10 protein-coding genes and 2 pseudogenes are annotated in these 14,398 nt (G+C 72.0%); 8 read left to right on the top strand and 4 right to left on the bottom strand.

From position 1 onward, the window contains the following. Nucleotides 1-196 precede the first annotated feature (196 nt). Both EVS81_RS08225 and EVS81_RS08220 read left to right on the top strand, forming a co-directional pair. Nucleotides 197-871, top strand: a pseudogene (locus tag EVS81_RS08225) (MerR family transcriptional regulator); the annotation flags it as partial. Nucleotides 872-1,132: 261 nt separating this feature from the next. Further along, nucleotides 1,133-1,264: pseudogene (locus EVS81_RS08220) on the top strand (TipAS antibiotic-recognition domain-containing protein); the annotation flags it as partial. 360 nt (nt 1,265-1,624) lie between these two features. On the opposite strand, the gene EVS81_RS08215 reads toward EVS81_RS08220, so the two are convergent. Further along, the gene (locus EVS81_RS08215) at nt 1,625-2,428 is read right to left on the bottom strand and encodes a FadR/GntR family transcriptional regulator (RefSeq protein ID WP_130109953.1); all 804 of its coding nucleotides are present in this window, start codon (nt 2,426-2,428) and stop codon (nt 1,625-1,627) included. A gap of 162 nt (nt 2,429-2,590) precedes the next feature. On the opposite strand from EVS81_RS08215, the gene EVS81_RS08210 reads away from it, so the two are divergent. Then, nucleotides 2,591-3,142 (top strand): YbhB/YbcL family Raf kinase inhibitor-like protein, encoded by a 552-nt coding sequence (locus EVS81_RS08210; RefSeq protein WP_130109952.1) that lies wholly within the window; start codon nt 2,591-2,593, stop codon nt 3,140-3,142. A gap of 107 nt (nt 3,143-3,249) precedes the next feature. Here the strand turns inward: EVS81_RS08210 and EVS81_RS08205 are convergent, their stop codons facing one another. After that, complete coding sequence (locus tag EVS81_RS08205; RefSeq protein WP_240739782.1) at nt 3,250-4,422, bottom strand: FAD-dependent oxidoreductase; 1,173 nt, start codon at nt 4,420-4,422, stop codon at nt 3,250-3,252. A 79-nt stretch (nt 4,423-4,501) separates the two neighbouring features. Further along, nucleotides 4,502-5,002 (bottom strand): Lrp/AsnC family transcriptional regulator, encoded by a 501-nt coding sequence (locus tag EVS81_RS08200; RefSeq protein ID WP_130109950.1) that lies wholly within the window; start codon nt 5,000-5,002, stop codon nt 4,502-4,504. A 167-nt stretch (nt 5,003-5,169) separates the two neighbouring features. Between EVS81_RS08200 and hisC the strand changes: the two genes are divergently transcribed. The 5 genes from hisC (at nt 5,170) to EVS81_RS08175 (ending at nt 13,605) form a co-directional block, all read left to right on the top strand. Further along, nucleotides 5,170-6,276 (top strand): histidinol-phosphate transaminase, encoded by a 1,107-nt coding sequence (hisC, locus tag EVS81_RS08195; RefSeq protein WP_130109949.1) that lies wholly within the window; start codon nt 5,170-5,172, stop codon nt 6,274-6,276. 586 nt (nt 6,277-6,862) lie between these two features. Continuing rightward, complete coding sequence (locus tag EVS81_RS08190; RefSeq protein ID WP_130109948.1) at nt 6,863-7,867, top strand: ABC transporter substrate-binding protein; 1,005 nt, start codon at nt 6,863-6,865, stop codon at nt 7,865-7,867. A 3-nt stretch (nt 7,868-7,870) separates the two neighbouring features. Continuing rightward, on the top strand, nt 7,871-8,827 hold the full coding sequence (locus EVS81_RS08185) for an ABC transporter permease (RefSeq protein WP_130109947.1): 957 nt from the start codon (nt 7,871-7,873) through the stop codon (nt 8,825-8,827). Nucleotides 8,828-8,834: 7 nt separating this feature from the next. Beyond that, complete coding sequence (locus EVS81_RS08180; protein WP_130109946.1) at nt 8,835-9,626, top strand: ABC transporter ATP-binding protein; 792 nt, start codon at nt 8,835-8,837, stop codon at nt 9,624-9,626. A gap of 280 nt (nt 9,627-9,906) precedes the next feature. Beyond that, nucleotides 9,907-13,605, top strand: a complete 3,699-nt coding sequence (locus EVS81_RS08175) for an aldehyde dehydrogenase family protein (protein ID WP_130109945.1) — start codon at nt 9,907-9,909, stop codon at nt 13,603-13,605. A gap of 184 nt (nt 13,606-13,789) precedes the next feature. Here the strand turns inward: EVS81_RS08175 and EVS81_RS08170 are convergent, their stop codons facing one another. Further along, nucleotides 13,790-14,254 (bottom strand): GNAT family N-acetyltransferase, encoded by a 465-nt coding sequence (locus EVS81_RS08170; protein WP_130109944.1) that lies wholly within the window; start codon nt 14,252-14,254, stop codon nt 13,790-13,792. Between the last annotated feature and the right edge of the window lie 144 nt (nt 14,255-14,398).

The raw sequence follows: 14,398 nt of genomic DNA, 5'->3' as shown, positions 1-14,398 counted from the left end.
TTTCCCGGGGATTCGTCCTCCTGGAACTCGATCGCCCGTCTGGCCCAAGGCGAGTCTGCGCCGAGGCGGGTGCGAGTCGCAGCTCCCGAGCCTTGACATTGACGCAGCGTCAACTCCTACCGTGGAATCGTTCACCGGGGGCACGCGACCGCAGCACTGCGACACGCGCGCCGAACGAGAAGATGAGGAGACCGACGTGGAGTACTCGATCCAGGAGATCGCCCGCGCCGCGGGGGTGACCTCGCGCACGCTGCGGCACTACGACAGCATCGGACTCGTCGCGCCGAGCCGCGTGGGAGGCAACGGATATCGCTACTACGACGACCGATCGCTCGTGCGGCTGCAGCGCGTGCTGCTGCTGCGCGAGCTGGGGCTCGGGCTCGACGCGATCGGGCAGGTGCTCGCCGCGCAGGATGCGCAGTCGGCCGATGCTGCGGGGAGCCCCGCCGCCGAGGCGCGGATCCTGACCGCTCATCTGGAGCTGCTGAGGCAGGAGCGGGGGCGGATCGAGGCGCAGATCGGTTCGGTCGAGCGCACCATCGCGGCGCTGCGCGGCGCGCATCCCGGTGGCGCATCGCACACCGCACACGGAGAGGATCTCATGTCCGAGAACATGTTCGAGGGTTTCGACCACACGCAGTACCGCGAGGAGGTCGAGCAGCGTTGGGGCGCCGACGCGTACGCGAAGAGCGATCGCTGGTGGCGCGGGCTCGGCGAGGAGGGGCAGGCCGAGTGGCGGGCCCGCATGGAGCGGTTGGGGCGCGACTGGATCGAGGCCGCTCGGCGCGGCGCTGATCCGGAATCGCCCGAGGCGCGGGATCTCGCCCGTCGTCACGTCGAGTGGCTGCGCGGGATCCCAGGAACTCCGGCGTGGGAGGAGACGCGGAGCGTTTCCTCGCCGGAGTTCGTGCGGCCACTGCCGCAGCCGGCGTGGGAGGAGACGCGGAGCGTTTCCTCGCCGGAGTTCGTGCGGCCACTGCCGCAGCCGGCGTGGGAGGAGACGCGGAGCGTTTCCTCGCCGGAGTTCGTGCGGCCACTGCCGCAGCCGGCGTGGGAGGAGACGCGGAGCGTTTCCTCGCCGGAGTTCGTGCGGCCACTGCCGCAGCAGGCTGCCGAGGGCGGCGGCCTCGCGGACTACGTGCGCGGCCTCGCCGAGATGTACGTCGCCGATGAGCGTTTCGCGGCCGCGTACGGGGGCGTCGAGGGCGCAGAGTTCGTGCGCGACGCGCTCCTCGCCTACGCGGAACGGGAGCTCGGCGCGTAGCGCGCCACCCGTCCGCGCCTCGCCCGACCGCTCGCCGCCCGCCCGCTCGCCGGTCCCACTCCCGACCTCTTGAATGAACGCGCGTCAGTTGTTGCGGCCTCGCGGCACGTTTGGCAGCAACTACTGACGCGCGTGATGGGATCGGGGCTCTCCACTCGCTCGTTGAGCCTCCGCGCGCCAGGAACCGTCGTCTGGCCGCAACACCAACACCTGGCGCGCAGATGGGGTCCGGACGCGCGCCGGCGGGGAGCGCTCCGGAGGGTTCGGGCGCGAGCCGGCGGGGAGCACGCCGGAGGGGACGGGAGCGCTCCGGCGGGGCCGGGGCCGACGGCGCCCCGGGGAACGGGCCGGGGCCCGGGGTTAGACGCGGGTCTGCTCTTCTGCGGCCTCGCGCACCTCCTGCGCCTCCTGCGCCTGGTCGATGCGCTGCTGCTGCTCGGGCGTCCGGGTGAGCGGGGGCACCACCTCGTGCTGGTCGTTCACGATGACCACGTCGTGATCCACATGGTTCACCATCGCGTGCACGGCGTCGATGAAGTCGCGCCGACGGATCGCGTCGAGCACGCGGGCGTGATCCCGCTCCATCTCGGTGCCGGTGGCCACGTTGGCCAGTCGGCCGCGGTGCTCAGGCGTGCGCAGCTGGTCGTTGATCCCCGCGTAGAGCGAGGCGAGCAGGCGGTTCTTCGCCGAGTCGAAGACGAGCCGGTGAAAGGTGCTGTCGAAGGCGCCGTCGTCGGTGCCCGAGGCCAGCCCGAGCACCGGGCAGCGGGTGCACCCGACCTCATCGGCCGCCGCCCGCTCGAGGGCGGCGATGTCCTCCTCGGTGCGGTGGATCGCGGCCTGCTGCGCCGCCTCGATCTCGAGGGCGCGCCGGTAGCTGAGGATCTCCTCGAGGGTGAAGTCGGCGAGGAACTCGTTGAGCAGCGTGCTGGTGGGCGCCGCGGAGCGCACGAAGGTGCCTCTGCCCGGGAGTGTCTCGAGCATGCCGATGCTGGCGAGCGAGCGCACGGCCTCCCGCACGGTGGAGCGGCCGACGCCGGTCTGCTCGGCGAGCTCGGGCTCGATCGGGATCCGGCTGCCCACGGGCCACTCGCCGGTCGTGATCTTGCGGCGCAGGTATGCGAGCGTCGCGCGAGCGCGCTCGGATCCTGTCGTCATTGCCATGCTCACTCCGCTTCGCTTCGAGGCGCCGTCGTCTGGTGCTTGCGAGTATACCGGGAGCGACGGAGCGCTCCGGGGCCTGGAGACGCGCAGAAGCGGGGCCTATGCTGGGGCTGGGTTCGCGCGTTGCGCGGGCCAGGAGGATCGAGACATCGAGGGAGAGCAATGACGCAGCCGAGCCGAGGACCGATCAATCCGTATGCGGGCATGCGGGAGGTGCCCGGGTTCACCCTGAGCAGCACCGACATCGAGGACGGGGAGCCGCTGCCCGCCGAACTCTACGCCGAGGCCGCAGGCGGCTCCAACCGCTCGCCCCAGCTGAGCTGGTCGGGATACCCGGAGGGGACCAAGAGCTTCGCCGTGACCTGCTTCGACCCGGACGCGCCGACCGGCTCGGGCTTCTGGCACTGGGCGGTCGCGAACATTCCGGGCGATGCAACGGAGCTGCACGCCGGTGCCGGGTCGCTCGGCAGCTCGTTGCTGCCCGGGGGCGCCGTCACCATGCCCAACGAGAAGCGCGAGCCGGCGTTCACCGGGGCCGCACCACCCGAGGGCACGGGGGTGCATCACTACTGGTTCGTGGTGCACGCGCTCGACGTCGAGCGCATCGACGTGGATCCGGAGGCGACGCCGGCCGTGATGGGCTTCATGATGCGCGACGCCGTGCTGGCCCGGGCGATCATCGTGGCCACGGGCGAGTACGGGGGCGCTGCCTGAAGGTGTCGCGCCGCTCGTGCAGGAGATCGGCCGTCAAGCGGGTCGAAGTCGTGAAATCGCTCCTGCACGAGCGGTGATCTCCTGCACGAACGGTGAGCACGCCCGCCTCACCGCACGCCGTGCACGTCGTGCACACCGTGCACACCGCGCACACCGTGCGCGTCGAGCCGGAACGCCTCGGGCGGTCGCGCGGCGCCGAGCGTCGCGTCGGCCAGCACGCGGCCGATGGCGGGCACGAACTTGAAGCCCTGGCCAGAGAATCCGGCGCCGACGGTGATGCGGCCGCGCGTGTCGAGCACGAACCGTTCCGAGGGCGTCAGGGTGTAGGTGCAGCTGATCTCGGCCGCGGAGTCGGGATCGAGACCGGGGAACCAGTGCGCCACGTGCTCCCGCAGCTGCGCGCGCGCCACGTCGGAGGCTCGGAAGCTGCGGCGGTCCGGATCCACCTCGTCTCCCGTGGCGTGGAAGCCCACCTTGATGCCCTCGCCCGGGGTGAGCATGCCGTAGAGATTGCCGCGGTATCCGGTGCGGCGCACCTCGGGCTGGAAGTGGTTGAACGAGGGCCAGGCGGCCGACGCGAACTCCGGGCGCACGGCGAAGTGCGCCGGGTGCTCCTCGGTGACGCGCAGCGGCGGCAGGTCCACGAGCCCGTCGAGCAGCTGCGAGGTCCAGGCGCCCGCGGTCACCACGACGCCCTCGGCCGTGCAGGCCGCGACGTCTCCCGCGGGCGTCTCGACGGTCGCGGTGACGCGATCCGGGCCCGGATCGATCGCGAGCACCCGGTGCCCGTAGCGCAGCTCGGCCCCGCGCTCCCGCGAGAGCGCGTCGAGCACCTCGAGGGCGTCGGCGGCGTGGATCCGGCCGGCGTCGCGATTCACGAGCACATCGCCCTCGAAGCGCATGCCGGGCCACCGCATCGCGGCCTCGTCCGGGGTGATCAGCTCGATCGCCGCTCCGCGCGCCGCGAGGGAGTCGTGCGCGGCGCGCACCCGCGCGGGATCGCCGTGCGTGACCAGGCCGTTCAGCGTCAGCAGCTGCCGGCCCGACTCCGCCTCGAGCTCGCGCCACAGCCGCAGCGCCTCGTCGTAGAGGTCGAGGTAGTGGTCCTCCGCGTAGGCGTTGTTCATGTTGCGGGTGGCGCCGTGCGAGGCGCCGCGGTCGTGGCCGGGGCTGAACCGCTCGAGCAGCAGCACGCGCAGCCCGCGGCTCGCGAGCTGCCAGGTGGTGGCGAGGCCCATTGCGCCGCCGCCGATGACGATCCGGTCGAAGTGCTCGATCACGGGGACTCCTGAGTGTTTGGGGACGGAAGCGGGGTGCGGGCGCGCCCGGCCGAGCCGGCCGCTGGTGGTCGGCATCGGGTCATGCGCGCTGCTGCGGGGCCGGATCCGCCTCCCCGGCCACGGCGGACTGCACGAGCGGCAGGGTGCGGTTCCTGAAGTGGCTCTCAAGCGCGAGGCGGGTGGAGACGCGGGCCACGCCCTCGGTGTTCGACATGAGGTCGAGCACGCGCTGCAGGTCGTTCGTGGAGCGCGTGACGATGGTCGCCATCATGTCGGCGTCGCCCGTGATGGTGTGCAGTTCCAGCAGCTCCGGAATCAGCGTCAGCCCTTCGGCGACCCGCTGGTGGCCGATCGACTGCCGGATCTGAATGGTGCAGAAGGTGCGCAGCGGATACCCCAGCGCTGCGGGATCGATGCTCGGCGCCTCCGAGGCGATGACGCCGGATCGGCGCAGGCGGTCGAGCCTGCCCTGGGCGGTGGCGCGCGCGACCCCGAGCCGTCTGGCGCACTCGACCACCGAGATGCCCGACTGCTCGCTGACGAGCGTGATGAGCCGTGCGTCCAGTCGATCGATGCTCATACGTCCTCCTTGACACCGGCATTCCTCTAGGCAGATTGTACTGAAAGATCACGAGAGTGCTATACGAAGTGAGCATGTTGCCGTGTTGATTGTGTACTGATTGCGAGCGAGGCCCGCGGCTCTCTAGAGTGGCGCGCGTCAGACTCCAGAGTGGAAGGTGGGTGTCGATGACGCCGCACGCGCAGCAGACGACGGAAGCGGCTCGGGCCGCGCAGACGTTCCGTCCCGGCCTCGAGCAGATCGCCGCGTACCGGGCGGGCAAGCCGGCGCCGGTCGGCCCGGACGGGCGCAGCATCAAGCTCTCCTCCAACGAGAACCCCTACCCCCCGCTCCCCGCGGTCGAGCGCCGTCTGGCAGAGATACTTCCCGCGGCGATCGCACGGTACCCGAGCATCGCCGCTCCGGAGGTGACCGCCGTGCTCGCCGCACGCTTCGGGGTCTCGCCCGAGAACCTGGTGCTGGGCGCGGGATCCGTCGAGGTGGCCGCGCAGCTGATCCACGCCCTCACCGCCCCCGGAGACGAAGTGCTGTACGCGTGGCGATCCTTCGAGGCGTACCCGATCCTCACCCGCGTGGCCGGGGCGGTGCCGGTCGAGGTGCCGCTCGATGCGGCGGCGCGCCACGATCTCCCGGCCATGGCCGCCGCGATCACCGAGCGCACGCGCCTCGTCTTCGTCTGCAATCCCAACAACCCCACGGGAACCGTCGTGACGGCGGCCGAGCTCGAGGCCTTCCTCGCGGAGGTGCCGCAGCACGTGCTCGTGGTCATCGACGAGGCCTACGTGCACTTCGATCGGGATCCCGATTCGCCGAGTGGCATCGAGGCCTTCCGTCGCCATTCCAATGTGGCGGTGCTGCACACCTTCTCGAAGGCCTACGGGCTCGCGGGCCTGCGCATCGGGTACGCGATCGCATCGCGCGAGGTGGCCGAGGCGCTGCGCAAGGCGGCGATCCCGTTCGCGGTGTCTCGTCTCGCGCAGGAGGCCGCACTGGCGTCGCTCGAGGCCGAGGCCGAGCTGCAGCTGCGCATCGATGAGATGACCCGGGAGCGGCAGCGGGTGTGCGAGGCGCTCGCGGCAGCGGGGCTCGGATTCGCGCCCTCGCAGGCGAACTTCGTGTGGATGACCGCCGGGGCCGAGAGCGCGCGGATCGCGGCGGCGTTCGAGGCGCGGGGGATCTCGGTGCGCTGCTTCGCGGGCGAGGGCGTGCGCGTCTCGATCGGCACGCCCGAGGAGAACGACGCCGTGCTCGACGTGATCGCCGGCCTCGCCTGAGCGATCCGGCCTCGCCTGAGCGATCCGGCCTGTCATCCTGCGCGGCCCGGCCTGTCGTCCTGCGCGGCCTGGCCTGTCGTCCTGCGCGGCCCGGCCTGTCGTCCTGCGCGATCCGGCCTGTCGTCCTGCGCGGCCCGGCCTGTCATCCTGCGCGGCCCGGCCTGTCATCCTGCGCGGCCCGGCCTGTCATCCTGCGCGGCCTGGCCTGTCGTCCTGCGCGAAGTCGCAGGATCCACCGCTGCAGGTCGGGCCGCGAGATGGATCCTGCGACTCGTTCCTCGCGCAGGATGACGGGGTCGGAGTGAATCGCGCGATCCGCGCGTTTCGGCGCGGGATCCTCCCGTTCGGCCTGCGCGCAGGGTGACCGGAGGATCGGCCGCGACGCTATGCAGCTTGTATAGCTTCAGCCGAGAATCACCGGTCCAGATGTCTCATGTGTCTAGATAATCTGTGGCAGGTTTACTATTGAGAGGCCCGTGACTACGATCGGGCACCGGACGGCGCGGTCCCCCGGCGCCGCGAGTTCCACCACACTCCTCGGCGCAGTCCCGCCCGAGGCACCATCACACTCGAGTGAGGAAGACCCATGGCAGTCACCAGCATCCGCGGCAAGGCGCTCGCCTTCGCCGGCCTGGCCGCAACCGCTGCGCTCGCACTGAGCGCCTGCTCCTCCGACGGCAGCGACGCCGGTTCGGAATCGGACAGCGTCTCGGTCGGCATCAGCCAGTTCGTGCAGGCGCCGCCGCTCGACGCGGCCGTGGCGGGCTTCAAGCAGGCGTTCGCAGATGCCGGCTACGTCGAGGGCGAGACGGTCGAGTTCACCGAGCAGAACGCCAACGGCGAGGTGCCCACGGCGACCACGATCGCGCAGACCTTCGCGGGCGACGACCTCGACCTCGTGCTCGCGGTCGCCACCCCGTCGGCGCAGGCCGCCATGCAGAACATCACCGATGTGCCGGTGCTCTTCACCGCCGTCACCGACCCGGTGGCGGCCGACATCGTCGAATCGAACGAGGCCCCGGGCAGCAACGTCACCGGCACGAGCGACATGAGCCCCGTCGCCGAGCAGATCGCCCTCGTCACGGAGATCGATCCCGGCGCCAAGAAGCTCGGGATCGTCTACAGCTCGGGCGAGGTGAACTCCGAGGTGCAGGTCGAGCTCGCCCGCGAGGCCGCCGCGGCCGAGGGCATGGAGGTCGTCGAGCAGACCGTGACCAACGCGGGCGAGCTGAAGCAGGCCACCGAGGCGCTCGGCGACGTCGACGCGATCTACACCCCGAGCGACAACCTCGTCGTCTCCGGCCTCGGCTCGATCATCTCCGTCGCCGAGGAGCGGGGCATCCTCGTGATCGGCTCCGACGCGCAGCACGTCGAGGGCGGTGCCGCCGCCACCCTCGGCATCGACTACGAGCAGCTGGGCTACCAGACGGGCGAGATGGCCGTGCGCGTGCTCGAGGGCGCCGATCCCGCGACCATGGCGGTCGAGACCCAGGGCGAGTTCGAGATGACCGTCAACCCGGCCGCCGCCGAGCGCTTCGGCTTCGAACTGCCGCAGGAGATGCTCGACCGCGCCGCGAACGTGATCGAGTAACCCATGATCGGGGCTCTCGAACTCGGACTCCTCTACGGAGTCATGGCGCTGGGCGTGTACCTCACGTTCCGCGTGCTCAACTTCCCCGACCTCACGGTCGACGGCAGCCTCACCACGGGCGCAGCGGTCGCCGCCGCGCTCATCACCGCCGGGCAGAACCCGCTGGTGGCCACGCTCGCGGGCACGGGTGCCGGCGTCGTCGCGGGCGTGATCACCGGTCTGCTGCACACCAAGGGCAAGATCGACGGCCTGCTCGCGGGCATCCTCACCATGATCGCGCTGTGGTCGATCAATCTGAGGATCATGGGCAAGGCGAATACGCCGCTCCTGCGGGAGGAGACGCTGATGAGCCCGCTGCGCGATGCGGGCTGGATCGGCAAGACGTGGATCGCGGTGCTCATCTTCGCGGTGCTGGTGTTCGCGCTGAAGCTGGTCGTCGACTGGTTCCTGTCGACCGACCTGGGGCTCGCGATCCAGGCCACGGGCAACAACGAGCAGATGATCCGCAGCTTCGGCGTCAACACCGACGGCACGAAGATCCTCACCCTCGCGATCTCGAACGGCCTCGTCGCCCTCGCCGGCGCGCTCGTGGCGCAGTATCAGGGCTTCGCCGACATCAGTATGGGCATCGGCGTGATCCTCATCGGCCTGGCCTCGGTGATCCTCGGCCAGGCGGTGCTCGGCCAGCGCACCCTCTTCATGGCGAGCCTCGCGGTGATCGTGGGATCGATCCTCTACCGCCTCATCATCTTCTTCGCCCTCTCGGTCGGGCTCAACCCGAACGACATGCGCGCCATCACAGCGATCCTCGTGGTGCTCGCCCTGCTGCTGCCGCGCTGGGGGTTCCTGAAGAAGATTCCGTCGCTGCGGGATCGCGGCAACCGCAGACCCAAGGATCCGGAACCCGATGCGGTCGCCTCGGCGACCACCGGCGTCACCGTCCCGGCGGCGGAGAGGTAGGAGCACCATGCTGAACATCGACCGCATCTCCAAGACCTTCTTCGCGGGCACCATCAACGAGCGCAAGGCGCTGGTCGACCTGAGTCTGCAGCTCGACGAGGGAGACTTCGTCACCGTGATCGGATCGAACGGCGCCGGCAAGTCGACGCTGCTCAACACCGTCGCGGGTCGCTACTCCGTCGACACCGGCTCGCTGTCGATCGACGGCAAGCCGGTCACGAAGCTCAAGGAGTTCCAGCGCGCCCGCTACGTGGGCCGCGTCTTCCAGGATCCGATGGCGGGCACCGCGCCCGATCTGACGATCGAGCAGAACCTGTCGCTCGCACTGCAGCGCGGGAAGACGCGCGGCCTCGGTCTGGGCGTGACGAAGTCGCGTCGCGCGCGCTTCGTCGAGGAGCTCAAGTCGCTCGAGCTGGGCCTCGAGAACCGCCTCACCGCGAAGGTGGGCCTGCTCTCGGGCGGGCAGCGCCAGGCGCTGTCGCTGCTCATGGCGGGCTTCACGCAGCCGCGCATCCTGCTGCTCGACGAGCACACGGCCGCGCTCGACCCGCAGCGCGCGGCGCTCGTGACCGACCTCACCGAGCGCATCGTCTCCTCGGGCGGCCTGACCACGCTCATGGTGACGCACAACATGGAGCAGGCGCTCAAGCTGGGCAACCGCCTCATCATGATGCACGAGGGCCGCATCGTGTTCCAGGCATCCGCCGAGGAGAAGAAGAAGCTCACGGTGCCGCTGCTGCTCGCCGAGTTCGCGAAGATCAAGGGCGCGAGCTTCGACGACCGCGCGCTGCTCGCGTAGGCGCCGGCGCGCAGCTCGCGTAGGGCGCCGGCGCGCAGCTCGCTCAGGGCGGCGGGGATCCTCCGGGATCCTCGCCGCCCTTCCGCGCGCGGCGGCGCGCTGCTCGGCTGGCGGGGGTGCTCTCTCGCCTGCACCCAACTGCACCGATTTGCGGGAGAACGCCGACTGGATCGGTCCACCGGGTGCGGCCGGGCGAATACGTGCTGCAGGGCGAAGCGGCGAAGAGGACGCGGCGGCGCGCATCCCCGAGAATGTCGGCGGGGCGGCATACAGTGGGCGCATGGCTGCTGAACCCGTGGACCAGGCCGCGCTCTGGGGTGCGGTCGCAGACCGCGCCGAAACTCGCGTCGCCGAGTGGGTCGTCGCGCTGCGCGAGCGACCGGACGCCGTGGATGCGGCCGGGCGAGAGCTGCTGGGGCGGGGTGATTCCGAGACGTTCGAGTTCACCCGGCGCCTCCTCGAGCTCGTCGCGGGCACCGAGGACGCGGTGGCCTCGGCCGTCGGGCTGCACGAGATGGCGCAGGAAGTGCCGCGCTCGCTGCCCGCAAAGGACAGGCTCGCCGTGCGCGCCGGCGGCATCGCGTCGCTCGGCCTGCCGTGGGCGGTGATGCCCGTCGCGCGTCGCTGGCTGCGCGACCGCGTGTCGAAGCTCGTGCTCGCGGCGCGACTGCCGACGGAGACAGCCGCACCCGGTCGGCTCAGCCGGCTCACGGAGACGCTGCGCCGCCACGTCGAGGCCGGCTTTGTCCCCGTCACCGTGCCGCTGGGAGAGCCCGTGCACGGGCCCGCCGGCGCTGAGGCGGAGACCGCTCGGCTGGTGGCGCTCGCCGCGGTGCCGACGGTGACGCACCTCGTGGTCGACCCCGCCCGTCTCGCGCCGGGCGGCAGCGACTGGTCGGCGGACGACGATGTCGCGCGGGCCGCCCAAGCGCTCCGTCCCGTGCTCGAGGCCGCCATCGCGCACGACACCACCGTGCACCTCGAGTCGCGCAGCGTGCGCTGGGCGCGCCTGCTGCCCGATCTCGTCGTGCGGGCCCTCATCGACGCCTCGCTCGACCGGGCGCGCGTCGGGGTGCGGCTGATGGCCGAACTGCCCGAGTCGCGCCAGCACTACGACCGCCTGAGCCGCTGGGCGCAGCGGCGCGTCGCCGACGGAGGGGCGCCCGCCGAAGTGGTGATCGGCGTCGCCGGCGTGGCGGGGGCCGAGCGCATCGCGTCCCTGCAGAGCGGGTTGGCGGTGCCCGTGCTCGAAGAGCGCCGCGAGGTGCTGGCCCAGCTGCTGCGCCTGATCGAGCTCGCGCTCCACCCGGCTCGGGCCGCGACGCTGCGTCCCGTGATCGCGTCCGAGGATCTGCTCGTGCTCGGTGCCGTCGCCGCGCTGGCCGAGCATCTCGATGCCGCCGCGCTCTGCTCCGTGCAGCTGCGCGCTGGTGTCGCTGCCGGCCTGGCCGAGACGGTCTCCGGGCTCGTCGCTGAAGTTCGGATCGCGGTTCCCGTGATCGCGCCGAAGGAGTTTTCCGGGGCCGTGGATCTGCTCGTGGGGCTGGTGGCCGAGGCGGCCGACCCGCAGTCAGCGATGTCCCGATTCGCGGCAGTGGTGGGGGATCCCGATCACGGCGCCGCGCCGGAGTTGCAGGCGGAGCGGGAGGTGTTCCGAGCGGCCGCCGAACTGGCCGCGGAGCCGGCTCCGGCGCCGCACCGCACGCAGCACCGGGCGCGCGAGTGGAATCCGAGCGAGCGCGACAGCGCGCTTTTCTACCGCGAGCCCGACGAGCCCGCTCGGCTCGACACCGGCGGCCTTACCGCGGCGGTGCTCGGACTCACGCGGGGTGCGACGGGTGAGCTGCGCCTCGAGGAGTTCGCGCCGACGCGCGCCATCCCGGTCGTCTCGCGGTCTGGGTTCGCGAACGAGCCCGAGACCGATGCGAGCTCAGCCGCCAATCGCGCCTGGGCCAGGGAGCTGCTCGCCGACGCCGCCGAGACGGTGGCGGGGGTGGACACGGCCAACGACACCGTCGCCCTCTCGGCGGCCGATCTCGACCCCGCATACGCCACTCGCGAGGCGCACGAGGCGGCGCTGCGCTGGGCGGATCTGCCGCACGCCGCTCGGGCGTCTCGTCTGCGCCGCGCCGGGCTTGGCGTCGCGGCCGCACGTGATCGTCTCCTCCAGGCGCTCGCCGGGGACACCGGCGCACCCGCGGCCGAGCTCGACGCCGAGATCGATGACATCGTCGACGCGGCGCGCTACTGCGGGCAGCTCGCCGAGGGGCTCGCGGCCGTGCGCGGCGCGAGCTTCGAGCCCCAGGGCCTGGTGCTGGTGGCGGCCGACGGTCTCACCTCGCTTTCGGTGCAGGCCGAGGCGGTGATGGCGGCGCTCGGAGCCGGGAGCGGCGTGCTGTGGTCGGTGCCGCAGCGCCTGCGCCGCTCGGCCGCCGCGCTGCTCGACGAGTGGCACGCGGGCGGGCTCCTGCCGGGCGCCGTGCGGCTCGAGGCCGTCGCCGTAGGTCGCACGCTGGCCGAGCTCGCCGCCAGTCCCGAGATCGGTCGGGCCGTCGTGCTCGGAGATCGGGCCGAAGCGCGCGAGCTCGCGCGCCGGCGCCCCGACCTGCGCGTCGAAGGGCGCTTCCATGCGCGCGGCGCGGTGCTCGTCACTCCGGCCGCCGACCTCGACCGTGCCGTCGAGGACATCGTGGCCTCGGCGTTGCGCGCGGCCGGCACGCACGCTCGCGCGGCGCACGCCGTGATCCTCCTGGGCAGCACGGCGCGATCGCGGCGTTTCCGCGACGCGCTCGCCGACGCCGTGCGGGCGCTGCGCGTCGGCGACACGGCCAGGCCGGAGGGGGCGGATCCCCTCGCATTCGACCTCGGCCCGCTGCCCGCGCCTCCCGACGCGGCGGGGATGCGCGCCCTCACCGAGCTGGGGCGCGGCGAGGAGTGGTTGGTGCAACCGCGGCCGCTCGACGCGGCGGGCCTCGTGTGGTCGCCGGGCCTGCGAGCCGGCGTTGCCGCCGATTCGACCTTCTGGGACGACGCCCGCGGCGTTCCCGTGATCGGCATCGCGCACGCCCGCACCCTCGGCGAGGCGATCTCCATGCAGAACGGGCCGGGCAGCGGCGCCGTCGCGGGGCTGCAGTCGAACGACGCGGACGAGATCCTCGCGTGGCTGCATCGCGTCGAAGCGGCCGCGCTGGCCGTGAACCGCCCCACGACGGCCGCGCGCATCGAACGGCAGCCGAGCGGCGGCTGGAACGATGCCGCGATGGGCCTGGCGGCGCTGAGCGGCGGGCCGAACCGACTCGTGCCGCTCGGATCGTGGCAGCTGCGCTCCGGGACGCGCAGCGAGACGCTGCATCTGCGCGGGCTCGACCCGGAGGTGCGCCTGCTCGTCGAGGCGGCGCGTTCCGTGCTCCACTACGAGGATTTCGACGAGGTGCGTCGCGCGGCGCTCGCCGATGCGCTGGTCTGGCGCACCTCGTTCGGCGTCGCCCGCGACACCATCGGCCTCGGGATCGAGCGGAACGTGATCCGGTACCTGCCGGTTGCCACCCAGGTGCGGCTCGCCGAGGGTGCCCGGGTCGTCGCGCTGGTGCGGGTGCTGGCCGCCGCACTGCTGGTGCGCGCTCCTGTCTCGGTATCGACGGGCGAGGTGCTGCCGGGCGAGCTGAGCGCGTTCCTCGAACAGCTCGGGATCGAGGTGTCGCTCGAGCGCGACGACGACTGGATGCAGCGGCTCGCGGTGTCGGGGCCGACGGGATCCGACGGCGTCGCCGCCGCGCGGGTGCGGCTGATCGGCGGCGACGCGGTGCGCACCGCGGAGTGGATGGGCGGGCTGGATCGCGCCGCGCTCTGGGCCGAGCCCGTCACGATGGCGGGTCCGGTGGAGCTGCTCACTCTGCTGCGGGAGCAGTCGGTGTCGGCTCGGGCGCACCGGCACGGTCTGGCGGTGCCCGTGCCGGGCCTCGATGAGCTCGTGGAGTAGCGAGGGCGCAGTCTGGGAGCGGGTGTGCCCTCCGGTTGGGCCTGTCGAAACCCGCGCAGTGAGTCGCAGGGTCCGTTCTCTCCGTCATTCTGCGCGAGCGCAGCGAGTCGCAGAATCCACAAGCAGGCCGCCTGCCCCCAACCGCCCAGCCCGTGCCGCTCGGCGACGCAGAGGCCGCTCCGTGTCAGCCGATCCGCATCGGCAGATGCGGGATCCCGTCCTCCAGGAACTCCTCCCCGCACGCGGCGAAGCCGAACCGCCCGTACCAGGCCGCGAGGTGCGCCTGCGCGTGAATGAGGATCGGGCCTCCGGCGCACTGCGCGATGGCCGCTTCGAGCAGCGCGGCGGCGACGCCGCGTCCGCGCCAGGCCGGAGCGGTGACCACGCGTCCGACGCTGCGCAGACCGGGCTCCCGGTGGCGCTCGTCGAGCACGCGCAGGGTTGCCGCGATCTCTCCAGACGCGTTCTCCGCCCAGATCTGGGTGGTGGTCGGCTCCAGGTCGCGGCCGTCGAGGTCGGGGTAGGCGCAGGCCTGCTCCACCACGAAGACCTCCTGGCGCAGGCGGGCGATGCGGTAGAGGGTGCGCGCCGGGAGGTCATCGATCCCGCGCGCGGAGCGCAGCCGGAGGTCGTCGGGGAGCTGTGGCATCCTCCGATTCTGCCACTCGCGGCGTCCTTCGACGGATCGGTGCAGCCTAGCCGTCGGCGCCGCGGCCGTGACCGTCGCTGCACCGCGGACCGATTTCCGTTCCGCCGCGCGAAGCGGTAATGTGGTCTCTCGGTCGTGTTCGCA

This window comes from Leucobacter triazinivorans (assembly GCF_004208635.1).
Lineage (GTDB): Bacteria > Actinomycetota > Actinomycetes > Actinomycetales > Microbacteriaceae > Leucobacter > Leucobacter triazinivorans.
The sequence above is the reverse complement of the archived record's forward strand: the minus strand, read 5'-3'. Positions and strand labels throughout refer to the sequence as shown.

Bases quoted from the DNA above. Each gene is read 5' to 3' on its own strand.
- EVS81_RS08215 (WP_130109953.1), bottom strand. From the start codon at position 2,428: ATGGCAATGACGACAGGATCCGAGCGCGCTCGCGCGACGCTCGCATAC.
- EVS81_RS08210 (WP_130109952.1), top strand. From the start codon at position 2,591: ATGACGCAGCCGAGCCGAGGACCGATCAATCCGTATGCGGGCATGCGG.
- EVS81_RS08200 (WP_130109950.1), bottom strand. From the start codon at position 5,002: ATGAGCATCGATCGACTGGACGCACGGCTCATCACGCTCGTCAGCGAG.
- hisC (WP_130109949.1), top strand. From the start codon at position 5,170: ATGACGCCGCACGCGCAGCAGACGACGGAAGCGGCTCGGGCCGCGCAG.
- EVS81_RS08190 (WP_130109948.1), top strand. From the start codon at position 6,863: ATGGCAGTCACCAGCATCCGCGGCAAGGCGCTCGCCTTCGCCGGCCTG.
- EVS81_RS08185 (WP_130109947.1), top strand. From the start codon at position 7,871: ATGATCGGGGCTCTCGAACTCGGACTCCTCTACGGAGTCATGGCGCTG.
- EVS81_RS08180 (WP_130109946.1), top strand. From the start codon at position 8,835: ATGCTGAACATCGACCGCATCTCCAAGACCTTCTTCGCGGGCACCATC.
- EVS81_RS08175 (WP_130109945.1), top strand. From the start codon at position 9,907: ATGGCTGCTGAACCCGTGGACCAGGCCGCGCTCTGGGGTGCGGTCGCA.
- EVS81_RS08170 (WP_130109944.1), bottom strand. From the start codon at position 14,254: ATGCCACAGCTCCCCGACGACCTCCGGCTGCGCTCCGCGCGCGGGATC.